Source organism: Actinocrinis sp., assembly GCF_035650855.1.
Classification (GTDB): domain Bacteria; phylum Actinomycetota; class Actinomycetes; order Streptomycetales; family Catenulisporaceae; genus Actinocrinis.
The window spans coordinates 14,726-39,236 of the sequence record NZ_DASRGV010000378.1 but is presented as its reverse complement, the minus strand read 5'-3'; the positions used below and the strand labels follow the sequence as shown (position 1 = coordinate 39,236).

Genomic DNA, 24,511 nt, shown 5'->3' with positions numbered 1-24,511 from the left:
CATGGCCGCACGACCCGGGATGCTGACCCTCGACGAGCTGCGCGCGCTGGCCGCGGCCGGGACCGTCGACACCGTCGAACTGTCGTTGACCGACATGCAGGGCCGCTTGCAGGGCAAGCGGCTGTCCGCCGAGTTCTTCCTCGACGAGATCGCCGCGCACGGCGCCGAGGCGTGCAGCTACCTGCTCGCCGTGGACGTGGAGATGAACACCGTCGCAGGATACGAACTGTCGTCCTGGGAGACCGGATACGGCGACTTCGTGCTGCGCCCTGACCTCTCGACGCTGCGTCTGCTGCCCTGGCAGCCGGGCACGGCCGGGGTGCAGGCCGACGTGCTGTGGGAGAGCGGCGAGCCGGTCGCCGCCTCTCCCCGGCAGGTGCTGCGCACGCAGCTTGACCGGCTCGCCGAGCGCGGCCTGACGGCGTACGCCGGCACCGAGCTGGAGTTCATCGTGTTTCAGGACACGTACGAACAGGCCTGGAGCAAGGGCTATCGCGACCTGGTTCCGGCCAACCAGTACAACGTGGACTATTCGGTGCTGGGCACCGCGCGCATCGAACCGCTGCTGCGGGCGATCCGCAACGGCATGACCGGCGCCGGGATGTACGTCGAGTCGGCGAAGGGGGAGTGCAACCTCGGCCAGCACGAGATCGCGTTCCGCTACGCCGACGCGATGCGGACGTGCGACAACCACGTGCTCTACAAGACCGGCGCGAAAGTCATCGCGGCGCAGCAGGGGTGCAGCCTGACCTTCATGTCGAAGTTCGACCGGCGCGAGGGCAACTCCTGCCACATCCACCTGAGCCTGCGCGCCACCGAGAGCGACGCCCCGGTGCTGGCCGGCGACGGGGAGCACGGCTTCTCCCCGCTGATGGAGCACTTCCTGGCCGGCCAGCAGGCCGCGATCAGGGAGCTGACGCTCATGTACGCGCCGAACATCAACTCCTACAAGCGGTTCGTCGCCGGCAGCTTCGCGCCCACCGCGGTGGCCTGGGGCCAGGACAACCGCACCTGCGCCCTGCGCGTCGTCGGGCACGGCATGTCGCTGCGCGTGGAGAACCGGGTGCCCGGCGGAGACGTGAACCCATATCTCGCCATCGCCGCGATGATCGCCGCGGGACTGGACGGTATCGACCGGCAGCTTCCGCTGGAGCCCGAGTTCATCGGCGACGCATACGCGGCCCAGCGCGAGCGCGTTCCGGCCTCGCTGCGCGAGGCGGCCGAATGCTTCGCGGCCAGCGACCTGGCCCGCAGCGCCTTCGGCGACAAGGTCGTGGCGCACTATCTGAACGCCGCGCGCATCGAGATCGAGTCCTTTGACGCCGCGGTCACCGATTGGGAACGCTACCGGGGGTTCGAACGACTGTGAGCGTGCGGGAGAAGTGGTCCGGTGCCGGTGCCGGGCCACTGATCGGGATCAGCGCGTACCGGGAGGTCGCGGCCTGGGGCGTGTGGCGCCAGGACGCGGCCGTGCTGCCGTACGCCTACGTGGATCAGGTCGCGTACGCCGGCGGAGTGCCGGTGCTGCTGCCTCCGCTCGGCGGACCGCGCTCGGCGCGCGTCGCGGCGGCCACTGTCGGGCCGCTGGACGCGCTGGTGCTGGCCGGCGGCCCGGACATCGACCCGCCGAGGTACGGCGCGCGGCCGCAGCCGACGACGACCGAGGTGCGCCCCGAGCGCGACGCCTGGGAGCTCGCGCTGCTCGAAGCCGCGCTGGAGCGTGACATTCCGGTGCTCGGGATCTGCCGGGGCGCGCAGCTGCTGAACGTCGCCTGCGGCGGAACGCTGCATCAGCACCTGCCGGACCAGATCGGGCACGCGGGCCACCGCCCCGCGCCGGCCCAGTACGGTCCGATCGAGATCGCCTTGGAACCCGAGGCGCTGCCCGGCGGGCTGCTCGGCCGCCGCGTGTGCGTACCCTGCTACCACCATCAGGCCATTGACAGGCTTGGCCGCGGCCTCGCCGTCACCGCGCGGGCGCTGGACGGCACGATCGAGGCGGTGCAGCTGACCGGACGCGAGTTCGTCGTCGGCGTGCAGTGGCACCCGGAGCAGGACAACGACCGTCGGCTGTTCGACGCGCTGATCGCGGCGGCGTGCGTCGGCGCGAGCGAGGGGGAGCGAGTATGACCTCGGCTGTTCACGAGACGGCAGCGCACGACAACACAGCGCACGACAACACAGCGCATGACAACACAGCGCATGGCAACACAGCGCGGGACAAGACCGTGCACGAAGTCGTCAACCCGGCGACCGAGCAGGTGATCGCCGAGGTCCCGGCCTCCAGCCCGCAGGACGTGGACGCCGCGGTCGCCCGGGCCCGGCGCGCGTTCCCGGCCTGGCGCGACCTGGCACCCGGCGACCGGGCCCGGCTGCTGCGCCGCTTCGCCCAGCGCGTGGATGAAGACCTCGAACACCTCGCCCAGCTCGAGGTGGCCAACGCAGGGCACACGATCGGCAACGCGCGCTGGGAGGCGGGCAACGCGCGCGACGTGCTCGACTACTACGCCGGGGCGCCCGAGCGGCTGTTCGGCCGGCAGATCCCGGTGCCCGGCGGCGTGGACCTCACGTTCAAGGAGCCGCTCGGCGTGGTCGGGGTGATCGCGCCGTGGAACTTCCCGATGCCGATCGCCTCCTGGGGCGTGGCCCCGGCCCTGGCCGCCGGCAACACCGTGCTGCTCAAGCCCGCCGAGCTCACCCCGCTGACCGCGCTGCGCCTGGCCGAACTCGCCCTCGAGGCCGGGCTGCCGCCGGACGTCTTCCAGGTGCTCCCCGGCCAAGGTGCGGTGGCCGGGGCGCGCCTGGTCGAACATCCCGACGTGGCGAAGATCGTGTTCACCGGCTCCACCGCGGTCGGCCGGCGCATCGCGCAGCAGTGCGCGAGCCGGATCATCCCGGTGACGCTGGAGCTCGGCGGTAAGAGCGCGAACATCGTCTTCGCGGACAGCGATCTGGAGCGGGCCGCGGCGAGCGCGCCCTACGCGGTGTTCGACAACGCCGGCCAGGACTGCTGCGCCCGCTCGCGCATCCTCGTCGAACGCTCCGTGTACGAACGCTTCCTCGAACTGCTCGAACCCGCCGTCGCGGGCGTGCGCGTCGGGGACCCGGCGCAGGAGGGGGCTCAGATGGGTCCGCTCATCTCCGCCGCGCACCGGGAGCGGGTCGCCTCCTTCGTCGACGACACGACGCCCATCGCCTTCCGCGGCACCGCGCCGGACGGGCCGGGATTCTGGTACCCGCCCACCGTGCTCGCCCCGATCGCCCCGGACGCGCCCGCGTTCACCGAGGAGATCTTCGGGCCCGTAGTCGCCGTCGTGCCGTTCGAGGACGAGGCGGACGCGGTGCGCATCGCGAACGACAGCCCGTACGGACTGTCCGGATCGATCTGGACCGGCGACGTCGGCCGGGCGCTGCGGGTGGCGCGCGCGGTGGAGGCCGGGAACCTGTCGGTCAACTCGCACTCCTCGGTGCGCTACTGGACCCCGTTCGGCGGCTACAAGCAGTCGGGCCTTGGCCGGGAGCTCGGCCCGGACGCGCTCGACGCGTTCACCGAGACGAAGAACGTCTTCATCGCGACCAACTGAGGCAACGCGAACAACTAAGCAAAGGGACGAGCGATGGTGGAGCGGTACAGCGGCAAGGTCGCGGTTGTCACCGGCGGCGCGGGCGGCATCGGCCTGGCCACGGTGCGGCGGCTGGCGGCCGAGGGCGCGAAGGTCGTCGTCGCGGACGTCGACAAGGCCGCGGGGCAGGCGGCCGCCGAGGAGGTCGACGGCCTCTTCGTGGCCACGGACGTCACCGACCAGACCCAGGTGGAGGAACTCTTCCAGGCGGCCGTCGACACCTACGGCTCGCTCGATCTCGCCTTCAACAACGCGGGCATCTCGCCGCCCGACGACGACTCGATCCTCGACACCGGCATCGAGGCCTGGCGCCGGGTGCAGGAGGTCAACCTCACCTCGGTCTACCTGTGCTGCAAAGCCGCGATCCCGCACATGCTGCGCCAATACGAGGCCGAAGGCCGCAAAGGCTCGATCGTCAACACGGCGTCCTTCGTCGCGCTGATGGGAGCGGCCACGTCGCAGATCTCTTACACTGCGTCCAAGGGCGCGGTCCTCGCCCTCTCCCGCGAGCTGGGCGTGCAGTTCGCGCGGCAGGGCGTGCGGGTCAACGCGCTGTGTCCGGGACCGGTGGACACCCCGCTGCTGCGCGAGCTGTTCGCGAAGGACCCGGAGCGGGCCGCGCGCCGGCTGGTGCACATCCCGCTGGGCCGCTTCGCCCAGCCCGAGGAGATCGCGGCCGCCGTCGCCTTCCTCGGCAGCGACGACGCCTCGTTCGTGACCGCCTCGACTTTCGTCGTCGACGGCGGCATCAGCGGCGCCTACGTCACCCCGCTCTAGCAAGCTATCGCGCCGTACTAGCCCTCGTGCCGGCGCGGGCTAATACGGCGCGATCGCGCGTCAACTACGCAGCAGACCTAGATCGACGGTGTCGGCCAGCGCCTGCATGCCCGTGTCGTTGGGGTGCAGGTGGTCGCCGGAGTCGTAGACGGGGTTGAGGTCCGCGATGTTGTTGGGGTCGCGCATGGCCTGGTCGAAGTCGATGACGCCGTCGAAGGCGCCGCTACTGCGAATCCACTGGTTGATGGTCTGGCGAAGCGTTTCCGCGGTCGGCGTGTAGTAGCCGTTGCCCTGGATCGGCAGCAGGGTCGCGCCGATGATGCGCACGTGCGCCGCGTGCGCCTCGTTGATCAGGGTTCGATATCCGTTGATCAGGTCTTGGGCGGTCAGCGGCGTGCCGTTCGGCCCGGCGTTGTTGCCGATGTCGTTGATGCCCTCCAACAGGATCACGTCGCGCACGCCGGGCCGGCCGAGCGCGTCGTGCTCGAAGCGTTTCAGGGCGCTGACGCCCTGCCAGGGGTTGGGTACGTCGGTGAGCACCCGGTTGCCGCCGATCCCCGCATCGACCACGCCGAGCTTCTGTGGGCCGGGTCCGGCCGAGAGCCGGCGGGCCAGGAAGTCCGGCCAGCGGCTGTAGGTGCTGACCGACGAGTTGTACCCGTCCGTGATCGAGTCGCCGAACGCGACCACGGTCCCCTTCGCGGTGGTGGCGACGAGGTCCAAACCGGAGAGGTAGTACCACGACGTGGTCGTGCTGCCGAAGGCCGCCGCGGTGTCGTCACCGACGTGGTTGCCGGAGGCGAGGTAGGTCCGGTCGAAGGCGTCCGAGTGCCAGGTGGAGGTGCCGGTGGGGCCGGGCACGTAGATGCTGACGAGCAGATTCTCCCCGGCGGTCACCGAGACTGGGATGACGTCGCTCACCGCCTCCTGACCGGCGGGCACGGTGACCAGTGCCGATTGGCCGAAGGTCGCAGTGCGCGTGGTGCCGCGTATCGCGTTGCCGCCACTGTCCTGCACGGCGATGTCCACGGCAGCGACAGTGAGCGGATTGCTGCTGTATCGGTTGGACAGGGTGATGCGCGCGTCCGAGCCGGCGACACTGCTGTGGGCGACCATCCGGATGGTCTGGTCGGTGAAGGAGGGGCCGCCCGTCGTCATGCCCGGCGACCAGGCGCTTACCCGGACTGGCCTGCTATCGCTCGTGTTCGCGGTGCCGGTCGTGCTCGCAGTGCCGGTGGAACTCGCCGTCGTCGCGCCGGAGGCGTGGCCGGCTCCAGACGGCACGACCGTGAGCGCCAGCCCGGCCAGCGCGGCGGCGAGGTATCGCAGGCCACTGCTGCTCAGGCGCCGAGGCGCGGCAGGGCGGAATCCTGCAGACATCGCTGACATCATCGTCGAATCACTCCGCTTTCCGCGTCAAAGGTTCGTCAGATTGACGGACCGGCCGACCTGGACGTTGACGTCGCGGGAGGTCCCGTTGGCCACGACCGTCGTGCTGCGCCCGCCGACACTGTGCAGCGTCGCCTTGGTGACCCTGCCGTTCTTCCAGCTCAGGTCCGCCACGAAGCCGCCGCGCACGCCCACGCCGGTCACCGAACCGGCCGCGGCCCAGGCGGCGGGCAGCGCGGGCAGCAGTTCGACGTGTCCGGGACGCGAGTAGATCAGCATCTCGACGACGGCCGAGGGGCTGCCGAAGTTCGCGTCGATCTGGAAGGCACCGCTGCCGGCCGAGAGGTTGAGGACGTCGAACAGGTTCTGCGCGGTCCCGTTGCTCCCGTCGGTCGACGGCTTCAGGTTGTTGATGTAGAGCTGATAGGCGTTCGACCCGTTCTTGAGCCGCGACCAGCACAGGCTGCGCCACGCGTTCGCCCAGCCGTAGCTGTTCATGCCGCGCGCGGTGAGCAACGCGGTCGCGCCCGCGAGGATGTCCTTCGGCGTCGAGTCGTCGGGGCGGATCCGGTCGCCCGGGAACAACCCGACCAGCGGGGAGAGGTGACGGTGCTGGGGGTCGCCGAGGTTGTCAGGGGTCATCCACTCTTCGAGCCAGCCGGTGGTCGGGCTGACCACGGGCAGGTACAGCCGCTGCCGGAGCCCCTGGATGGTCTGCGCGTAGGCGAGGTCCTCGCCGAGGATCTGCGTCGTGGACCGGTAGTGGCCGAACAGGTTCCACACCAGTTCCTGGGCATAGGTGATGCCCTTGGCGTCGAGCGGGCCCTGCTCCGGCGACCAGTCGCTGTCCGCGATCAGCACCTCCCGGGTGGAGCCGTCGGGCCCGGTGACCGTGGTGGTGATCAGCCGGGCCTCCCAGAACTGCACCGCGCCTTTGATCAGCGGGTAGATCTTGGCGAGGTACGCGCGGTCCTGGGTGTACTCGTAGTGCTCGAAGAGGTTGAGGCACAGCCATGCGTTCCCGGCCGGGTGCCACCACCAGCCGCCTCCGCCGTAGGGGTTGGTGGAGATGGCGACCGTCCAGCCGGCGATCCTGCCGCTGGAGTTGCGGTAGCGGTTGTCGGGGGAGTTGAAGAGCCGCTGGGTGATGTCGGTCCATGAGGGCAGTTGCGCGAGGCAGTAGTCGGTGAAGGTGTCGAAGCAGTCTGGCAGTCCGACCCGGTCCGGCATCCAGTAGTTCATCTGGATGTTGATATCGGTGTGGTAGTCGGCGAACCAGGCCGGGTTGTTGTCGTCCAGCCACATGCCCTGCAGGTTGAGCGGCAGGCTGCCCCGGGAGCCGGAGACCATCAGGTACCGGCCGAACTGCACGTAGGCCGCCTCAAGTTCCGGGTCGGGGACGTTGTCGCGCCACCGGGCCTGGATCCGGTCCCAGGTGTCCATCGCCTTCTGGTACGCCTGGGAGGCGCCGAAGTCGAGGGCGAACGCGCCGAACGCGGCACGGAAGTCGGCGACGTGTGTGTACAGCAGCGTGGTCGGCGACTGCCGCGCCGCCGCGAGGACCTTCGCTTTGGCCAGGGCCGGCGGGTCGATGGACGGATCGCGGAAGTTCGCGGCGAAGTCCGGTGCGTAGTCGGTGCCGCCGCTGACGATGACCGTCAGGTCCTTGCATCCGGTGAAGGAGAGCGTGGCGCCGCTGACGCTGACGCTGATCCGGCCGGTGCCGCTGTGCGCGGTGACTGCCGCGCCGTACTTCAGGCCGTTGGCGAGCGCGGTGCCGAGCGAGGCGAGAGGCCCGGCCTTGTCGGCGGCCGTGGATTCGCCGTGGGCGCCGGCGAGGGAGACGGTTCCGGTGTAGGAGCCGCCGCCGCTCTGGGTGAATCGCAGGACGATGACATCGTCGGGCCGGCTGGCGTAGATCTGCCGCTGGTAGGTGGTGCCGCCGATGTCGTATGTGGTGGTCAGGAGGCCCTGGGCCAGATCGAGCGTGCGGCGGTAGTCGTCGACCACGCTCAGGTCGTGCGCCGGGATGGCCACGGTCAGTTCGGCCAGCACGTTGAAGGACCCGAAGTCGTCCGCGCCGTACGGGAATTGGCCGTCGCTCTGCAGCGTGTCGTTGCGCCCGCCGGTCCACAGCGTGTCGTCGGTGATCGTGAGGTATTCGCTGGCGGGATCGTTGCTCGCCATCGCGCCGAGCCGCCCGTTGCCGACCGGCAGTCCCTGCACGATCATCGAGGACGGCGAGGCGGGCGCCGCCCACCACAGCTGGTTCTTCGCGGCCTGCGCTGCGGGCAGCAGCGGCGACTGCGTGGGACGCAGCGGGGCCGGGGAGGCGGCGAAAGCGGGCCGGACGCCGAACGCGGTGACCGCGCCGGACGCGGCGGCGAGGCCGAGGAAGCCTCTTCGGGTAGGGGGCAGGGTTCCAGTCTCGGTGCCAGGTATATCCATGGTCTTACACTCCGCGTCTGGATGAGCGGTCAGGAGGAGGTCGGCACGTCGATCTTGTCGAGGTCCGGCGAGTACCAGGTGCCGCTGTCGAAGGTGATCGAGTTCGAACCCGCCTTCAGGCCCAGCTGGAAGCTGATCGTGTGCACGGTGTTCCAGTCCCCGGTGTTGGGGAAGCGCAGGTTCGTGCCGCTGCCGGAGTTCGAGTAGACGGTCGCGGTCCGGTCCGAGTCGCCGCTGATGTAGGCGACGGTGATCGTGTACAGCCCGTCCTTCTGCACCGTGACGTCGTTGAACTGCAGCTTGCCGCCGAGGTAGAGGTTGCCGACCTTCTCGCCGCCGGAACAGGCCGGGCAGGAGGCGATCGATGCGTTTCCGGTCAATGTGTTGTTGCTTGCTTCGGCCTCGTAGCTCGTGGTGGTCAGCTTGCCGCCGCGGGGCCACACGGTGAACAGTCGCGAGCCGTGCGCGGGCAGCGCTTCGGTGATCTGGTTCTGGTGGCCGCCGAGGTTCTGGTGGTTCCACAGGTCGCGTACCGTGGCGTTGCCCTTGAAGCCGAGCGCCGCCCAGTAGGCGGTGACGGCCTCGGGCGCGGCGGCCAGGTTGAACAGCGCGACGGTGTAGCTGCCGTCAGCGTTCTTCGTCGCCCACACCTGCTGGTCGCCCATCGTGCTGACCGGCCGGGCGACCGGCGAGCTGTTCTGGTCGACGGCGATGACCTCGCGGTTAGTCAGCAGCGAGAGGCCGTAGCTGTCCAGCCGGGTCAGGTCGTCGCCGGTGAACAGCGGCGACTTGTTGATCGCCCACAGCGTCATGTAGCTCTGCCGCTCGGCGTTGGTGATCCCGTCCATGGCGCCGTTGCCGGCGTCGAGCGAGTCGAGGTCGTTCCATCCGCCCGGGCCGGCCTTGTCGCTCCACGCCGGGGCGTCGTTCCAGCGCGCCTTCACCGAGTTGTCCCAGGTGACCAGGGTGCCGCAGTAGCACTCCACGTCGGTGTCGATCCGCCAGCCGTTCGAGTACTGCTTCCAGTCGGCGGCGTTGCCGATGTTCAGCGACCAGGACAGCTCGAGGTGGATCGGGCGCCCGGTGGCGGCGATGGCCTGGTGCCAGGCGGCCACGTCGGGGACGTTGTCGTAGTTGGCGCCGGACTTGCCGGAGCCGGGACCGACGCCGTCGAGCTTGAGGAAGTCGTAGCCCCAGCCGGCCAGCAGCTGCGCCTGGGAGTCGACGTACTTCTGCGCGCACGGGTTGGCGAAGTCCAGCTTGTAGGAGCTGTCCCAGCCGTTGGTGGTGCGCAGGTCCGGGTAGACGACGTCCGCGGTGGTGCAGCCGGGGGCGTTCCAGATCGGCACCGCGCCGCCGCCGTACGCCTCCTTCTCCAGCCCGACCGGGAGGTATATACCGGCCTTGAGTCCCTTGGCGTGGATGTGGTCGGCGACCGCCTTCATGCCGTCGGGGAAGCGGGTCGGATCGGCGGCCTGACGTCCGTACTGGTCGTACTCCGGGTTCCACTGGTAGTCGCGCCACCAGCCGGCGTCGATGTTGACGTAGTCGTAGCCGTAGGCCTTGAGCTTGGCCGCGAGGGCGTCGGTCTGCGTCAAGACGTTGGCTTCGGTGAGGTAGCTGTAGCCGCCGTTCGGGTTCAGCCCCGGATACGACGAGGACTGCTGGCTCCAGCTCGACCAGCCCATGTACGGCGTGGCCGCGATCGTGGTGGCGAGCGCGGTGTCGGCCGCGGCGTTCGCGGCCGGGGCTTCGGCGGTGGTGGTCGTGGCGCCGGCCGGAGCGGCCGCGGTCAGGGTCGTCGTGACCAGGCCCGCGGCGGCGAGGGCCAGCGCCGCGCCGGCGAATCCGGGTTTGCGCGGGTGCGAGGAAGACAGCATGAGGCGAACCTCCGGTGATGTGGAATGCGGTTCTGATGACGACTCAGCCAGCCCGAACAGGATGAGCCCGAGGGTGTTGTAGCGAGGGGTTGTGTTAGGTAGCTGATTCGATGAAGGACTGGATCGCGCTGGCCGCCGCGCCGCGGGCCCACTCCTCGAAGGAGAGCGGACAGGTCATCACGTCGCACTGTCCGGCGGTACCGAACGCGGCCGCGGCGAACGCGTCCCGGATCCCCTCGGCGAACAGGTCGTACGCGGCCAGCCCTTCGCCCGAGATGATCACCCGGCCCGGTCCGAAGAGGTTGACCACGGCGCCGATCGCCTTCCCGATGGCCGCGCCGGCCCGCGCGTAGACCTCCCGGACCCCGGGTTCGCCGTTCAGGGCGAGTGCCAGCGCCTCGGCGGCGCTGGCCACCGGTTTGCCGGTGACCGCGCGCACGTCGCGCACGATCGCCGGATCCGCCGCGATGGCCTCCACGCATCCGTGGTTGCCGCAGTGGCAGACGGGACCGAGCGGATCAATGGGCAGATGCCCGATCTCCCCGGCCACGCCGTGGGCGCCGGAAACCACCCGCCCGTGCACCACCAGGCCGCAGCCGATGCCGGCCCCGACGGTCACGAGCGCGAAGTCGGACAGGCCCACGCCGGCACCGAACCACTGCTCGGCGACGGTCAGCGCGCGCACGTCGTTCTCCACCGTGACCGACAGCCCGGTGGCGGTCGCGACCATCTCGGCCAGCGGTACGTCCCGCCACTCCAGAAAGGGGGAGTAGCGGACCATGCCCTCGGCGCGGTCTACGTCGCCTGAGACGGCGATGCCCAGACCCCGCACCCGCACGCCGAAGCCGTCGGCCTCGGCGAGCAGTTCCTGCGTGAGCGCGGTGATCGACGGCAGCACCGCGGTGAGTTCGCGGTCGGACACCGGCACATGCCGGGCGACCCGGATCCGGCAGCACAGGTCGGTCAGGACGGCGATGATCTCGTCGCCGGTCACCTTGATCCCGATGAACAAGGCCTTGCCCTCGTTCACCCGCACGTGATTGGCCGGGCGCCCGAGTGCGGCCCGCGCACCGTCGTTGAGGTCTTCGACGAGATAGCCGACCTCCATGAGGGGGCGCACCGCCTTGGTGACCGCTGCGGCGGACAGCTCGGTGCGCCGCGCGATCTCGGTCCGCGTCAGCGGGCCGTGCGAGAGCACGGTCGCGAAGACCAGCGACGCGGCCGGCGTGGTTACCGGAACCGTCTCGTCGGCGAGGATGGGCTGCACGGCCGGAAACATAGGAGCATTCTTTTCTGTTGTCAATGAAAGAAGTTCGGTGCTTAGGAACCCCTTCCGCTGCCCCGCCCATCGCCTTTATTTCGATCCCATATCTGATGCTCTGCCTTGGATTACAAGTCAGGTCTCGACTACGCGAGCGCCCCTCGCAACTTCTCAACGGCACAGTAAAAAATCTCAACTTTTCGTTGAAAACACCGTAGTCATCTCTGGACTCGCGCCACCCGGTGCGCTAGAAACGCCGCATGAGCCTGTCACGCCGCGCCGTGCTCACCACGGCCGTCACCGCGGTCGCCGGGTCGGCCGCCGCGTCCGCAACCGCCCTCTGGCCGACGCCGGCGTCTGCCGCGAGCCCGGCCGGCGACGTGGTCGGCAAGATCACCGTCGGGTACCAGGGCTGGTTCGCCTGTGTCGGCGACGGGGCGCCGATCAATGCCTGGTGGCACTGGAGCCAGAACTGGTCGCAGGCTCCCTCGCCGAGCAACAACGTCATCAAGGCGTGGCCCGACATGCGCGAGTACGCCAAGACGTATCAGACCGCGTATGCGAACCTGAACAACGGTCAGCCGGCGACGCTCTTCTCCTCCTACGACCAGTCCACCGTCAACACGCATTTTCTGTGGATGCAGCAGAACGGCTGCGACACCGCGGCGCTGCAGCGCTTCAACCCCAACAGCAGCGAGGGCCCGACGCGCGACGCGATGGCGGGCAAGGTGCGTACCGCCGCCGAGACGTACGGCCGCAAGTTCTACATCATGTACGACGTCACCGGCTGGGCGAACATGCAGTCGGAGATCAAGACCGACTGGACCGGCAAGATGTCGGCGCACACGGCGTCCGCCGCCTACGCGCGCCAGAACGGCAAGCCGGTCGTGTGCATCTGGGGCTTCGGCTTCAACGACGCCAACCACCCCTGGGACGCCGCGACCTGCCTGGACGTGGTGAATTGGTTCAAGGGGCAGGGCTGCTACGTCATCGGGGGAGTGCCGCGCGAATGGCGCACCGGAACCGGCGGCTCGCGGTCCGGGTACCTGGGGGTCTACCACGCGTTCGACATGCTCTCGCCATGGATGGTCGGCGCGATCGGCAACGTCGCCGACTCAGACAACGCATATAACACCTACACGGTCCCGGATCAGGCCGACTGCACCGCCAACGGGATCGACTACCAGCCCTGCGTCCTGCCCGGCGACGTCTCGGCGAACCAGCGCGCGCACGGCGACTTCATGTGGCGCCAGTTCTACAACATGGTCCGCGCTGGAGTTCAGGGTATCTACATCTCCATGTTCGACGAGTACGGCGAGGGCAACCAGATCGCCAAGACCGCGGAGAACCAGGCGATGACCCCGGCCGGCTCCGGACTGCTCGCCCTGGACGCCGACGGCACGGCCTGCTCCTCGGACTACTACCTGCGGCTGACCGACGACGGCGGCCGCATGCTCAAGGGCCAGATCGCCCTGACCGCGACCCGCCCGACCCAGCCGGTACTCGGCGGCGGAGGGAACCCGTCAACCGTGGTCAGCCTGCGCGCCATGGCGGACAACGACTACGTGACCGCGGAGAACGCGGGCGCCTCGCCGCTGATCGCCAACCGGACCGCGATCGGCGGCTGGGAACGGTTCGACCTGATCAACAACCCGGACGGCACCGTCAGCTTCCGCGCCCACGCCGACAACATGTACGTGTGCGCCGACAACGCGGGCGCCTCGCCGCTGATCGCCAACCGGACCGCGATCGGCCCGTGGGAGTCCTTCCAGCTGGTCCACAACTCCAACGGCACGATCAGCCTTCTCGCCAAGGCAAACAACATGTACGTCACCGCGGAGAACGCGGGCGCGTCCTCGCTCATCGCGAACCGCACCGCGATCGGCACCTGGGAGCAGTTCACGCTCATCAACGATTGAACCGAACCGGCCGGCGCGCAGCTCTACCGGTCTCGCAGATCCTTGACTCGTTGCAGCTTGCCGACCGACCGCTCCAAGCAGTCGGGCTCGACGATCGCGACATCGACCGTCACGCCGATCCCGTCCTTGACGGCCGCCGCGATCGCCGGGCCGGCGGCGGCGCGCTGCGCGGGTTCGGCCTCGGGCCGGGCCTCGGCGCGCACGGTGAGGTGGTCCAGCCGGCCCCGCCTGGCCAGCTCGAGCTGGAAGTGCGGCGAGACGCCGGGCGTGCGCAGGACGATCTCCTCGATCTGGCTCGGGAACACGTTGACGCCGCGCAGGATGATCAGGTCGTCGCAGCGGCCGGTGATCTTCTCCATCCGCCGGAAGGGGGCCCGCGCGGTGCCCGGCAGCAGCCGGGTCAGATCCCGGGTGCGGTACCGGATGATCGGCAGCGCTTCCTTGGTCAGCGAGGTGAACACCAGCTCGCCGCGCTCTCCCGGCGGCAGCACGGCGTCGGTGTCCGGATCGACGATCTCCGGATAGAAGTGGTCCTCCCAGATGTGCAGGCCGTCTTTCGCGTCGACGCATTCCTGCGCGACGCCGGGCCCGATGACCTCGGACAGGCCGTAGATGTCCACCGCGTGCAGGCCGGCGCGCTCCTCGATCTCGGCGCGCAGCTGCTCGGTCCACGGCTCGGCGCCGAAGATCCCGACCCGCAGCGAGGAGTCGCGCGGGTCAATGCCCTGACGCTCGAACTCGTCGAGCAGCGTCAGCATGTAGGACGGAGTAACCATGATGATCTCGGGCTCGAAATCCCGGATCAGCTGCACCTGGCGCGCGGTCATGCCGCCCGAGGCCGGGATCACGACACAACCGGCCCGCTCGGCGCCGTAGTGCGCGCCGAGACCGCCGGTGAACAGGCCGTACCCGTAGGAGACGTGCACCTTGTGGCCCGGGCGCCCGCCGGCCGCGCGGATCGAGCGCGCCATCACGTCGGCCCACATGGCCAGGTCGTTCTCGGTATACCCGACGACCGTCGCACGCCCGGTGGTGCCGCTTGAGGCGTGGATGCGCCGCACCTCGGACATCGGCACGGCGAACATGCCGAACGGGTAGGTCTCGCGCGGATCCGCCTTCGTGGTGAAGGGGAACCTGGTCAGGTCGGCAAGCGTGCGGCAATCCTCCGGCTTGGCGCCGGCCGCGTCGAACTTGCGGCGGTAGTGCTCGACGTGCTCGTACGCGTGACGCAGCGTACTGCGAAGCCGGGCGAGCTGGAGTGCGCCCAGTTCCTCGGCGCTCAGGCGCTCGCCTTCGTCGCGCAGCTCGTCGGGCAGCGGATCGCCGAGCCGCCGCCGCGCGCCCTGCGAAGGCGCGGGCGCATGCGCAGGCGGGGGAGCGGTGGAGGTGCTTGATTCGCTCGTCACTGGGGACTCCTGCAGGCGACCGGCCGAACGTTCGGTAGCTTCGACCACGCAGGCTGCGCCGTCAAGAGCGGCGCGCGGAGCCTCACGCGTTCGCCGACGGATGAACGTCCGTTTCCGGGGAATGCGATGCGCCGTGTCACGTACTGTCGAAACCAGCCGGCCGCCGGCCGAAGCCCGAGCCCTAGGGGCCCGGCTCGGGCTCGTCGTGCTCGTATCGGTGCCCGCGTTCCTGATCGTCGCGCTGCTGGCCGTCGCCGTGGAGGGCGCCTGGGCTCCGCTGCACCGCCTCGACGGATCGGCCTCGGACCATATGCACCGGCTGGCCGTGGCCCATCCGGCTTGGGTGACGGCGATGAGCGTGGTTTCGAACGTCGGATCGCCGACGGTGATGCGGACGCTCGTGGGCCTGCTGGCCGTCGTCCTCTGGATACGGCACGCGCGGCGCCTGGCCTTGTGGGCGGCAGCCACCATCGCGGGCGGTGCGCTGATCGACGTCGTCCTCAAGGCGGCGGTCGGCCGGGCCAGACCGCACTTCAGCAACCCGGTCGCGCTCGCTTCCGGCGGATCGTTTCCGTCCGGCCATGCCTTCACCGCCACACTCGGCGCCGGGGTGCTGCTGCTCTGGGCCCTTCCGCTGCTCTCGACGCGCGGCCGGATCGCGGCGTGGATCGTCGCGGTACTGGTACCGCTCGCGGTCGGCGTCAGCCGGGTCGCCCTCGGCGTGCACTGGGTCAGCGACGTGGTCGGCGGCTGGCTGCTCGGCGCCGGCCTGCTCGCGCTGACCGCCGCCGCGTTCGAATCCTGGCGCCAGGAGCGCGGGCTCGGCCGCGCGCATCCGGTCACCGAGGGCGTGGATCCCGAGGACACGCACGTCGCCGCGCACTCGGACGAAGCCGCAGCGCACTCCGAGGAGGTCGCCGCGCGCTCGGACGAATCAGGCCAGCGCTAACCCTCCTGCCGCAGGCCCGCCACCCGCGAGAGCAACCGTCAGCGGCGCTCAAGCCTCGAGAACCGCATCGCGCCGTCGTCGATCCGGCCATGGCGCAGCTTCACCAGGTCGTGCGCGTAGCTCATGCCCATCTGCCAGGGCTGGCGCGAACCGGCCTTCGGGAACTCGTGGACCGAGCGCAGCACGTATCCGGCGTCGAAGTCCAGCAGCGGCCGCTCGGTAACCGTCGGGTCGTCGTTGACCGGGACGCACTGGTCGTAGCCGTGCCGGTCCATGTATCGCAGCAGCCGGACGATGTACTCGCTGACCAGGTCCGCCTTCAAGGTCCAGGAGGCGTTCGTGTACCCGATCGTGTAGGCGAAGTTCGGCACGCCGCTGAGCATCATGCCCTTGTACGCCATCGTCTCCGGCAGCTTGACCTCGCGCTCGTCCACCTGGAGCCGGATCGCGCCGAACACCAGCAGCCGCAGGCCGGTCGCGGTGACGATGACGTCGGCGTCGAGCTCTGCGCCTGATTCGAGCCGGATTCCCGTCTCGCTGAAGCCCGCGATCCGATCGGTCACGATCGACGCCCGGCCCGCCTTGATCGAGGCGAACAGGTCGCCGTCGGGGGCGAGGCATAGCCGCTGGTCCCAGGGCTGGTAGCGCGGCGCGAAGTGGGTGTCGACCGCGTAGCCGTCCGGCAGCCGCCGGATCGCGGCCTTGCGGATGAACGAGCGGATCATCTGCGGCCGCCGCCGGCTGAGCCGGTAGATCAGAGTACTTACCCCGATGTTCTTCCACCTGGTCACGACGTATCCGGCGCGGTCGCCGATGGTCCGGCGCAGCGCGTTCGCGATCGCGTCCTCGGCGGGCAGGGAGAGGATGTAGGTCGGTGAGCGTTGCAGCATGGTCACGTGCGCGGCCTGCTCGGCGAGCGCCGGGACCAGCGTGACCGCCGTCGCGCCGCTGCCGATCACCACGATCCGCTTGCCGGCGTAGTCGAGGTCTGACGGCCACTGCTGCGGGTGGATCACGCTCCCGCCGAACTGCTCGATGCCCGGCAGTTCGGGCGTGTAGCCGGCGTCGTAGCGGTAGTAGCCGGTGCACAGGTACAGGAAGTTCGCGGTGAAGCGGACCGGTCTGCCGTCATGGACCGCGTCGATGGTCCAGCGCGCCTCCCGGGTCGACCAAGCGGCCCGCGTCACCCGGTGCCCGTAGCGGATGTGCCGGTCTATGCCCGCCTCGGTGGCGGTATCCCGGACGTATTCGAGGATCGCGGGACCGTCGGCGATCGCCTTGGCCTGCTTCCACGGCCGGAACCGGTAGCCCAGGGTCTGCATGTCTGAATCGGAGCGCACTCCCGGGTAGCGGAACAGGTCCCAGGTGCCGCCGATGCAGTCGCGCGCCTCCAGGATCGTGTAGCTGCGCCGGGGGAAGGCCGACTGAAGGTGGTGCGCGGCGCCGATCCCGGAGAGCCCCGCGCCGACGATCAGCACACTGAAATGCTCGGCGGCAGCGTCGTCGGCGGGCTCGAATGCAGCGTCCGGTTGAGGTAGAGCGCCTGTTCCGAATGCGGCGCCCGATTCAGTTGTAGCGCCCGGTTCGGTTTCCGTCGTCACCCGGCAGTCTCCTTCTGGCGGGCGCGCAGCCTCGCCTGCAAACGCTCTATGACCCAGTAGTAATGCGTCGGCGCGACGCGGGCCAGCGCGTCGAACATGTACGCGTCCGGGCCCACGAGTATGCGGGCCTTGCCACGCTCGACGCCGCGGTGGATGATCTCGGCCGCCTTGTCCGGCGACGTGAGCGTGACGGCTTCGAACTGCGCCGCCATCTGCTCCTTGGTCCGGCCCAGACCCTCCGGATCCTTGCGCACGCGCGCGTTGCGGGCGATGTTCGTGGTCACGCCGCCAGGATGCACGTTCACCGCGCGTACACCGGTACCGCGCAACTCCTGGCGCAGCGCGTCGGTAAAGCCGCGCACCGCGAACTTCGACGCGCAGTACGCACTCTGATACGGCATGCCGACCAGCCCGAACACGCTGGAGGTGTTCACGATGACGCCCTCGTCCTGCTCCAGCAGGATCGGCAGGAAGGCCCGGGTCCCGTTGACCACGCCGCGGAAGTTGATGTCGATCAGCCAGTCGTCGTCTTCGGGCACTGCGTCCCGGACGCTGGACGCCACCGCGACCCCGGCGTTGTTGAACACCGCGGCCAGCTTGTCCGGCAGCCACGCGCGCACTTCCCCGGCGAAGCGCAGCTGATCGGTGGCGTCGCGCACGTCGAGCACGCGGCGCAGGACCGGCCCGGACAGCGACGCGGCGGTCTTCTCCAGACCGGCTTCGTCGATGTCTGCGATGGCCACCGGCGAGCCGAGCCGGGAGAGCCGCTGCGCCAGCGCGCGCCCGATGCCCGAACCGGCCCCGGTGATCATCACCGGCCGGCCCGCGATCCGCCGGCTCGGCGACCCTGCATTTGACCCAGCGTTCGACAACCCAGCGTTCGACAGCCCTCTGCGCACGCTCACGACTGCGCTCCCGTCGACTGTGTTCCCACCGTTCGGGCGGGCACCTGCGCCGACAAGCCGGCGGTCCGGCGGCGCACGACCAGCCGGCCGCCGTCCGCGGGCGCGCTCGCCACGCCGCGCGAATGCCACCGCTCATCCGGCTCGTCGGTCGGCTCAAGCCGGAAGTCCCGCAGCACCGTGCGCAGGACCACGTTCATCTCCATCGTCGCGAACGAGGCACCCAGGCACCGCCGGCTGCCGCCGCCGAAGGGAACCCACTGATACAGGTCCGGCTTGGCCGCCAGGAAGCGGGCGGGGTCGAAGAGCCGCGGATTCGGGAAGGTCCGCTCGTCGTCGTGCATCAGGGCGATGCTGACCAGCACCGCCATGCCCTTCGGCAGCGACCAGCGGCCGAGCTGGAAACCGTCCGCCTTCACCTGCCGCCCGACCAGGTCGATGACCGGCCGGGAGCGCTGCACCTCCGCGATCACCGCCTCGCGCAGCGCGCTGCCTCCCGTGTCCGCCTCGTCGGCCAGCTCGCTCAGGACCGCCGGATGGCGCCGCAGCCGCTCGACCGCCCACGCCAGCGTCGTCGCGGTGGTCTCGTGCCCGGCGGCCAGCAGGGTGAGCAGCTGATCCGCGATCTCGTCGCGGCTCATCGCCGAGCCGTCGTCATAGCGGCTCTGCAGCATCAGCGCGAGCACGTCGTCGCGTTCGTCCAGCGCCGAATCGTGCAGGGCCGTGTCGATCAGCCGGTCGACGATCGCGTCGTACTCGCGGCGCATCGCCCAGAACCGGCCCCACGGGCTCCACCGGCCCAGGTCGATCTTCGGCACCGGAACCACCGCGAGCTGGGAGCCGAGCTTGATCGCGCGCGGCAGCAGTGCCCGCAGCTCGTCGAACTGCGCGCCCTGCGCGCCGAAGACCGCGCGCAGGATGACGTTGAGCGTGATGCGCATCGTCGAGGGCAGCGTGGGGAACGGCTGTCCCTGCGGCCAGGCAGCGGTCTCCCGCAGGGTCTCCTCCTGCACGATCCGCTCGTACGCCGCCAGGCGCCGGCCGTGGAACGGCGGAATCAGCAGCTTGCGTTGCCGGTGGTGCGCCTCGCCGGCCAGCGCGAACAGCGAACCGGGCCCGAGCACCCGGCCCAGATTCCGGTCGAGGTTGTCCACCATCTCGGGCCGCGCCGTGAACAGCTGCTTGACCTCGGCCGGATTGCTCATCACCACGGCGTGACCGAAGATCGGCACATTCACCGTGAATGCGTCGCCGTAGCGGTCCCGCATCCGGCGCATTCCGCGCTGCGCCGACGTGAGTGCGACGGCGCCCTGCACGAATCGCGGCACCGAGGGGCCGGGAGGCAGCGCCGCGGAGGGAGCGGTGCGTGGGGGAGGGGCCGCAGCCTGCCGGGGACCAGCCGCCATGAGTCAGCACCCTTCTCGCCGTCGAGCGTGGTACGCGGCCGTACCAAGTCGCACGGTACGCCGCTGTACCATCAGTGGCAAGAGCGAGAACGATCGCGGCGCGCACGGCGGTCCGCGGCGGGTGGGCGAGGAGGGTGCTGTGTCGGCGACTGCGACGGCGAAGCCGCTCACCGGCGGCGGGGTGCCGCGGCCGGCCTCCGGGTCCTCGCCCGCCGACGAGGACGAGGGCGGTCGATTCCGGCGGCGGCTGCTCGACGCGCTGGCCGCCTCGATCGCGGACAAGGGTTACCGCGCGACCACGGTCGCCGACATCGTGCGCCGCGCCCGCACGTCACGCCGCACCTTCTACGAGCACTTCGCCGGCAAGGAGGAGTGCTTCATCGCGCTGCTCTCGGACACGAACGGGCAGACGATCCGCCGGATCGCCGCGGCGGTCGACCGGGAGGCGCCGTGGGAGCGGCAGGTGCGGCAGGCGGTCGGCGCCTGGATCGGCGCCTCGGAAGCCGAGCCCGCACTCACGCTCAGCTGGATCCGCGACGTGCCGGCCCTCGGCGCGGCGGCGCGCCGGCTGCAGCGCGACATGATGGAGGGCTTCATCGTGCTCGTCCAGCAGCTGTGCGACACCGAGGCGCTGCGCGCCGCCGGCATCCGGCCGGTGCCGCGGCCGCTGGCGATCATGCTGCTGGGCGGCCTGCGCGAACTGGCCGCGACCACCGTCGAGGACGGCGGGCGGATCGGCGACATCACCGAGACCGCGGTCCAGGCGGCCATCGCCCTGCTCGGCCCTGCCGTGAAATAGCACTTGCGGCGCAGCGGATGTCCAACGCCATAGCACAGATTGATTCATTCTGAGCTAGCGCCGATAAATTGATGCGCCATTTTCAAACACACTCTGTCGATCCGCAGGTTATTCGCGCATACTCGCAACGCCACCCTCATTTCGAATGACACCCACTTCCATTCGAGGTAATCGTGAGCGCTGCGTCGCGCGTCCGAATATATTTATCCCTCATCACCACCTTCGCGGTGCTCGTCAGCACCCTCATAGCCCTGCCGGCTCCGGCTCAGGCCGCATCCTCGCTGCCCTGTGACATCTACGGCGGGGCCGGTACGCCGTGTGTCGGCGCGTACAGCACGGTGCGAGCGCTGTACGCCGGCTACGGCGGGCGGCTGTATCAGGTCCGGCGATCCTCCGACGGCGGCGCCACCGACGTCGGCACCTTGCAAACCGGTGGATACGCCAACGCCTCGACGCAGGATGTGTTCTGCGCCAACACCAACTGCGTCATCACGACCATCTACGACCAGTCGCCGCAGCACAACGACCTGACGATCGAAGGGCCCGGCGCCGCCGGCGGACAAGACGTCGGGGCCAACGCCGCCGCGCTGCCGATGGTCGCCGGCGGACAGAAGGTGTACGGGGTCTACATCGGTCCGGGCACCGGCTACCGGCACTACGTCGGCTCCGGTGCGGCCCGCGACGGCCAGCCCGAAGGCATGTACATGGTGGCCAGCGGCACCCACGTCAACAGCGGCTGCTGCTTCGACTTCGGGAACGTGGAGGCGACGATCTCCGACAACGGCAACGGCCACATGGACGCGGTCAACTTCGGCACCAACTGCTTCTTCCCGCCCTGCTCCGGATCCGGACCCTGGGTCGCGGCGGACCTGGAGAACGGTCTTTTCCAAGGTGCCGGCTCGAATACCGGTGACCTCGGCAACAACAGCAACTTCGTCACCGCGCTGCTGAAGAACAACGGCCAGAGTAACTTCGCGCTCAAGGGCGGAAACGCGCAAAGCGGCGGATTGAGCACCTGGTACAACGGCGCGCTGCCGAGTAATGGATACCAGCCGATGCATCAAGAAGGCTCGATCGTGCTCGGCACCGGCGGCGACAACAGCAACGCGTCGGTCGGCTCGTTTTTCGAGGGCGTGATGGCCTCCGGCTACCCGAGCGACGCGGCGGACAACGCGGTCCAGGCGAACATCGTCTCCGTCGGCTACTCCGGCTCCTCCGCGATGCCCGCGACGGCCGGCACCATCACCGGCCCCGGCGGCAAGTGCACCGACGTGGCCGGTGACGACGTCGGCGGCGACTACACGCACGTGCAGCTGTGGGACTGCCAGTCCTACGCGGTTGACCAGCACTGGACCCACAACGCCGACCATTCGCTCTCCACGCTCGGCCGGTGCCTGGACATCGACGGCAACGGCACGGCTGCGGGCACGAAGGTCGAGCTGTGGGATTGCAACGGCGTCGGCGGCCAGCAGTGGATCCAACAGTCCGACGGCTCACTGCTCAACCCGCAGTCCGGCCTGTGTCTCGACGACCCGAGCGGAAACACCGCCAACGGCACGCAGCTGCAGATCTGGACCTGTAACGGCACCGGCGCGCAGAAGTTCTCGGTCAACGGCGGCGGTCCGGTCAACAGCCCTGGCGGCAAGTGCGTGGATGTGGCCGGTGACGACGTCGGCTCCGACTACACGGTGGTCCAGCTGTGGGACTGCCAGTCGTACGCGATCGACCAGCACTGGTACCACAACGCCAACGGCTCGCTAGAGACGCTTGGCCGGTGCCTGGACATCGACGGCAACGGCACGGCCGTCGGCACGAAGGTCGAGCTGTGGGACTGCAACGGCGTCGGCGGCCAGGTCTGGCAGCAGCGCTCCGACGGCTCGCTGTACAACCCGCAGTCCGGTCTGTGCCTCGATGATCCGGGCTTCAACACCGCCAACGGGATCCAGCTGCAGATCTACACCTGCAACGGCACCGGCGCGCAGCAGTTCCACCTGACCTGACCTGAGCCGCGCCTCGCGCTTGATCCCGTGCCTGGCGCCGGGCTGCCACAGCGGCGCCGCACCGCTTACGGCAACCCGGCCGCCAGGCGCGGATCCAGCAGGTCGGCGAGCAGGTCGCCATGTCGCGCAATCCGGTCGATGACCTGCTCGGGCGTGAAGGCCAGCTGCTCAGGCCGGGTGCAGGCTTCGATCTCGGGCCAGGACACCGGGGTCGAGACGGTGGGGGAGGAGCGGGCGCGCAGCGAGTACGCGGCGACCGTGGTCTTCGCCGTGTTGTTCTGCGACCAGTCCACGAAGACCTTGCCGGTGCGCGCGCTCTTGGCCATCGTCGCGGTCACCCGGTCCGGCAGCGCGCTGGCCAGGGCGCGGGCCAGCGAGCGGGCGTACGCGCCGACCCGGTCCGCCGACGTGGGCCGCAGCGACGCGTAAAGGTGCAGGCCCTTCGAACCGGAGGTCTTCGCGGCGCAGGTCAGGCCGTCGTGGGCCAGCAGCGCACGCGCGGCCAGAGCCACCTTCGCGCACTGCACGACCGTCACCCCCGGACCCGGATCGAGATCGACCACCAGTCGGTCGTGCAGGTCCGGCGTCGGAGCGGTCCACTGCGGGACGTGCAGTTCCAGGCAGCCGAGGTTGGCCAGCGCGATCAGCGAGGCTAAGTCATCCACCGTGACGTGCGGTTTTGTGCCCTCGGTGCGGCTGGGCACGTCGGCCCGCGGCACCCAGCGCGGTACTCCTGGCGGAGGAGTCTTCACATAAAACGCTTGGCCATCCACTCCATCGGGAAAGCGTAGGAAGGAAGCCGGCCGCCGCTGCACGTGCGGCAGCATCACCTGCGCCACTTGGGCGTAGTAGTGCAGCGCCTGGCCCTTCGTCCACCCGTCAGGCCACAGCGGCTTGTCGAGGTGGCTGAGGGAGAGGCGCCGTCCTTCCACTGTTGTCGCCACGCCCGGGGACATAATCTGGTTAATCCCCGGATAGCAAGCCGCTCATGCAGGTGGTGCCGGATGAGAAGCTCGTGGAAGGGCGCGATCAGCTTCGGGCTGGTCACCGTCCCCGTGTCGATCGCCCCCGCGGTCGAGGAGCACAACGTGTCGCTGCACCAGGTGCACGCCAAGGACGGCGGCCGGGTGCGGATGAAGCGCTGGTGCGAGCTGGAGGACCGCGAAATCCCGTATCGGGAGATCGCGAAGGGCTACGAGGCCGACGAAGACCACACCGTGGTCCTGACCGACGAGGACCTCTCCGGCCTGCCCATTCCCACCAAACGGACGATCGACGTGCTCGCCTTCGTCGATGAGAGCCAGATCGACCCGGTGTACTTCGCCAAGCCGTACTACGTGGCGCCCGAGAAGACCGGCGCCAAGCCGTACGCGCTGCTGCGCGACGCGATGCGGGAGAGCGGCCAGGTCGCCGTCACCAAGATCACGCTCTCGACCCGCGAGTCACCGGCGGTGCTGCGCGTCCACGACGACGTGCTGGTCCTGCAGCTGATGGTGTGGCCGGACGAGGTCCGCTCGGCCGAAGGCATCGCGCCGCAGGAGGCGGGGGTGCGCCCGCAGGAGCTGGCGATGGCGCAGTCGCTGATCCAGACGCTGTCCACGGACTTCCCCGAGCTCGCCGGCGACCTGCACGACGACTACCAGGCGGCGCTGCGCGAGCTGGTCGAGGCGAAGCTGGAAGGCGCGCCGGTCCCGCACGAGGCGCCGCGGCGCGCGGCCGGCGACAACGTGATCGACCTGATGGCGGTCCTCGAACGCAGCGTGAAGGCGGCCCAAGGCGGCCGCTCGCGCGGCCAGGACGAAGCAGCGGAGCCCGAGGAGGAGGCCGTCGCCCCGGCGCAGCGGACCTCCCCCGCCAAGTCGACGCCCACGCGGTCGTCCGCACCGAGAACCGCCGCGAAGAAGACCGCGCCGCGCGCCGCGGCCAAGACCGCCGAGAAGCCTGCGGAGAAGACAGCGGCCAAACGGGCCAGCGCAAGTAAGAGCGCTGCGAAAAAGACTGCAGCCGAGAAGACCGCAGCCAAGAAGACGGCCGCGACGAAGGCAGCAGCCACGAAGACCACTCGCCGCCGCGCCTCGTAGGCCGCTGCCCGCGGCGGGCTCGGAGACCGCGCCCCAGCCACCGGTGAGAGTCAGTGCTCGAGTGGCAGAT

General features: G+C 69.7%; 18 protein-coding genes. 9 read left to right on the top strand and 9 right to left on the bottom strand.

What is annotated here, in order from left to right:
• Position 1: 1 nt before the first annotated feature.
• From VFB40_RS26630 to VFB40_RS26615, 4 genes are read left to right on the top strand one after another with little or no spacing between them, the layout of a single operon-like run.
• Complete coding sequence (locus VFB40_RS26630; protein ID WP_324855433.1) at positions 2–1,369, top strand: glutamine synthetase family protein; 1,368 nt, start codon at positions 2–4, stop codon at positions 1,367–1,369.
• Positions 1,366–2,130 carry a gamma-glutamyl-gamma-aminobutyrate hydrolase family protein gene (locus VFB40_RS26625; RefSeq protein ID WP_324855431.1) on the top strand — a complete coding sequence of 255 codons (765 nt, stop codon included), beginning with the start codon at positions 1,366–1,368 and terminating at the stop codon, positions 2,128–2,130. The genes VFB40_RS26630 and VFB40_RS26625 overlap by 4 nt, the downstream gene beginning before the upstream one ends.
• Positions 2,127–3,584, top strand: coding sequence for an aldehyde dehydrogenase family protein (locus tag VFB40_RS26620; protein WP_324855429.1), 1,458 nt, complete (start codon positions 2,127–2,129; stop codon positions 3,582–3,584). Before VFB40_RS26625 ends, VFB40_RS26620 begins: the two co-directional genes overlap by 4 nt.
• 33 nt (positions 3,585–3,617) lie before the next feature.
• The gene (locus tag VFB40_RS26615; RefSeq protein WP_324855427.1) at positions 3,618–4,400 is read left to right on the top strand and encodes a 3-oxoacyl-ACP reductase; all 783 of its coding nucleotides are present in this window, start codon (positions 3,618–3,620) and stop codon (positions 4,398–4,400) included.
• 60 nt (positions 4,401–4,460) lie between these two features.
• Here the strand turns inward: VFB40_RS26615 and VFB40_RS26610 are convergent, their stop codons facing one another.
• The 4 genes from VFB40_RS26610 to VFB40_RS26595 form a co-directional block, all read right to left on the bottom strand.
• Positions 4,461–5,780, bottom strand: a complete 1,320-nt coding sequence (locus tag VFB40_RS26610; RefSeq protein WP_324855425.1) for an SGNH/GDSL hydrolase family protein — start codon at positions 5,778–5,780, stop codon at positions 4,461–4,463.
• 36 nt (positions 5,781–5,816) lie between these two features.
• A complete protein-coding gene (locus VFB40_RS26605) occupies positions 5,817–8,237 on the bottom strand; it encodes a glycosyl hydrolase family 95 catalytic domain-containing protein (protein ID WP_324855423.1) in 2,421 nt (806 codons plus the stop codon).
• Positions 8,238–8,266: 29 nt separating this feature from the next.
• The gene (locus VFB40_RS26600) at positions 8,267–10,117 is read right to left on the bottom strand and encodes an alpha-galactosidase D (RefSeq protein WP_324855421.1); all 1,851 of its coding nucleotides are present in this window, start codon (positions 10,115–10,117) and stop codon (positions 8,267–8,269) included.
• A gap of 94 nt (positions 10,118–10,211) precedes the next feature.
• Complete coding sequence (locus VFB40_RS26595) at positions 10,212–11,384, bottom strand: ROK family protein (protein ID WP_324855419.1); 1,173 nt, start codon at positions 11,382–11,384, stop codon at positions 10,212–10,214.
• A 254-nt stretch (positions 11,385–11,638) separates the two neighbouring features.
• On the opposite strand from VFB40_RS26595, the gene VFB40_RS26590 reads away from it, so the two are divergent.
• The gene (locus tag VFB40_RS26590) at positions 11,639–13,297 is read left to right on the top strand and encodes a lectin (RefSeq protein ID WP_324855416.1); all 1,659 of its coding nucleotides are present in this window, start codon (positions 11,639–11,641) and stop codon (positions 13,295–13,297) included.
• A 23-nt stretch (positions 13,298–13,320) separates the two neighbouring features.
• Here VFB40_RS26590 and paaK read toward each other — a convergent pair whose 3' ends face one another.
• A complete protein-coding gene (gene paaK / locus VFB40_RS26585) occupies positions 13,321–14,703 on the bottom strand; it encodes a phenylacetate--CoA ligase PaaK (RefSeq protein WP_324855414.1) in 1,383 nt (460 codons plus the stop codon).
• Between the two features lie 133 nt (positions 14,704–14,836).
• Here paaK and VFB40_RS26580 point away from each other — a divergent pair, with 133 nt between their 5' ends.
• Positions 14,837–15,652 (top strand): phosphatase PAP2 family protein, encoded by an 816-nt coding sequence (locus VFB40_RS26580; protein ID WP_324855412.1) that lies wholly within the window; start codon positions 14,837–14,839, stop codon positions 15,650–15,652.
• Between the two features lie 38 nt (positions 15,653–15,690).
• Here the strand turns inward: VFB40_RS26580 and VFB40_RS26575 are convergent, their stop codons facing one another.
• The 3 genes from VFB40_RS26575 to VFB40_RS26565 all read right to left on the bottom strand — a co-directional run bounded on the left by VFB40_RS26575 (position 15,691) and on the right by VFB40_RS26565 (position 19,561).
• Positions 15,691–17,130 carry a flavin-containing monooxygenase gene (locus VFB40_RS26575; RefSeq protein ID WP_324855410.1) on the bottom strand — a complete coding sequence of 480 codons (1,440 nt, stop codon included), beginning with the start codon at positions 17,128–17,130 and terminating at the stop codon, positions 15,691–15,693.
• Between the two features lie 119 nt (positions 17,131–17,249).
• Entirely contained in the window at positions 17,250–18,065 is an 816-nt protein-coding gene (locus VFB40_RS26570) for an SDR family NAD(P)-dependent oxidoreductase (RefSeq protein WP_324855446.1), read from the bottom strand.
• Positions 18,066–18,154: 89 nt separating this feature from the next.
• Entirely contained in the window at positions 18,155–19,561 is a 1,407-nt protein-coding gene (locus tag VFB40_RS26565) for a cytochrome P450 (protein ID WP_324855408.1), read from the bottom strand.
• A gap of 181 nt (positions 19,562–19,742) precedes the next feature.
• Here VFB40_RS26565 and VFB40_RS26560 point away from each other — a divergent pair, with 181 nt between their 5' ends.
• Together VFB40_RS26560 and VFB40_RS26555 are read left to right on the top strand one after the other, a co-directional pair.
• Positions 19,743–20,360, top strand: a complete 618-nt coding sequence (locus tag VFB40_RS26560) for a TetR/AcrR family transcriptional regulator (protein WP_349261645.1) — start codon at positions 19,743–19,745, stop codon at positions 20,358–20,360.
• 173 nt (positions 20,361–20,533) lie between these two features.
• A complete protein-coding gene (locus tag VFB40_RS26555; protein WP_324855404.1) occupies positions 20,534–22,360 on the top strand; it encodes an arabinofuranosidase catalytic domain-containing protein in 1,827 nt (608 codons plus the stop codon).
• Positions 22,361–22,425: 65 nt separating this feature from the next.
• Here VFB40_RS26555 and ligD read toward each other — a convergent pair whose 3' ends face one another.
• Positions 22,426–23,304 (bottom strand): non-homologous end-joining DNA ligase, encoded by an 879-nt coding sequence (ligD, locus tag VFB40_RS26550; protein ID WP_324855402.1) that lies wholly within the window; start codon positions 23,302–23,304, stop codon positions 22,426–22,428.
• Between the two features lie 60 nt (positions 23,305–23,364).
• Between ligD and ku the strand changes: the two genes are divergently transcribed.
• Entirely contained in the window at positions 23,365–24,441 is a 1,077-nt protein-coding gene (ku, locus tag VFB40_RS26545) for a non-homologous end joining protein Ku (protein WP_324855400.1), read from the top strand.
• Positions 24,442–24,511 lie beyond the last annotated feature (70 nt).

What these genes read in the sequence shown, in the direction of transcription:
- VFB40_RS26565 (WP_324855408.1), bottom strand. Translation starts at nt 19,561, where the DNA reads ATGGCGGCTGGTCCCCGGCAGGCTGCGGCCCCTCCCCCACGCACCGCT.
- VFB40_RS26620 (WP_324855429.1), top strand. Translation starts at nt 2,127, where the DNA reads ATGACCTCGGCTGTTCACGAGACGGCAGCGCACGACAACACAGCGCAC.
- VFB40_RS26630 (WP_324855433.1), top strand. Translation starts at nt 2, where the DNA reads ATGGCCGCACGACCCGGGATGCTGACCCTCGACGAGCTGCGCGCGCTG.
- VFB40_RS26590 (WP_324855416.1), top strand. Translation starts at nt 11,639, where the DNA reads ATGAGCCTGTCACGCCGCGCCGTGCTCACCACGGCCGTCACCGCGGTC.
- VFB40_RS26610 (WP_324855425.1), bottom strand. Translation starts at nt 5,780, where the DNA reads ATGTCTGCAGGATTCCGCCCTGCCGCGCCTCGGCGCCTGAGCAGCAGT.
- VFB40_RS26570 (WP_324855446.1), bottom strand. Translation starts at nt 18,065, where the DNA reads ATGATCACCGGGGCCGGTTCGGGCATCGGGCGCGCGCTGGCGCAGCGG.
- VFB40_RS26605 (WP_324855423.1), bottom strand. Translation starts at nt 8,237, where the DNA reads ATGGATATACCTGGCACCGAGACTGGAACCCTGCCCCCTACCCGAAGA.
- VFB40_RS26615 (WP_324855427.1), top strand. Translation starts at nt 3,618, where the DNA reads ATGGTGGAGCGGTACAGCGGCAAGGTCGCGGTTGTCACCGGCGGCGCG.
- VFB40_RS26600 (WP_324855421.1), bottom strand. Translation starts at nt 10,117, where the DNA reads ATGCTGTCTTCCTCGCACCCGCGCAAACCCGGATTCGCCGGCGCGGCG.
- ku (WP_324855400.1), top strand. Translation starts at nt 23,365, where the DNA reads ATGAGAAGCTCGTGGAAGGGCGCGATCAGCTTCGGGCTGGTCACCGTC.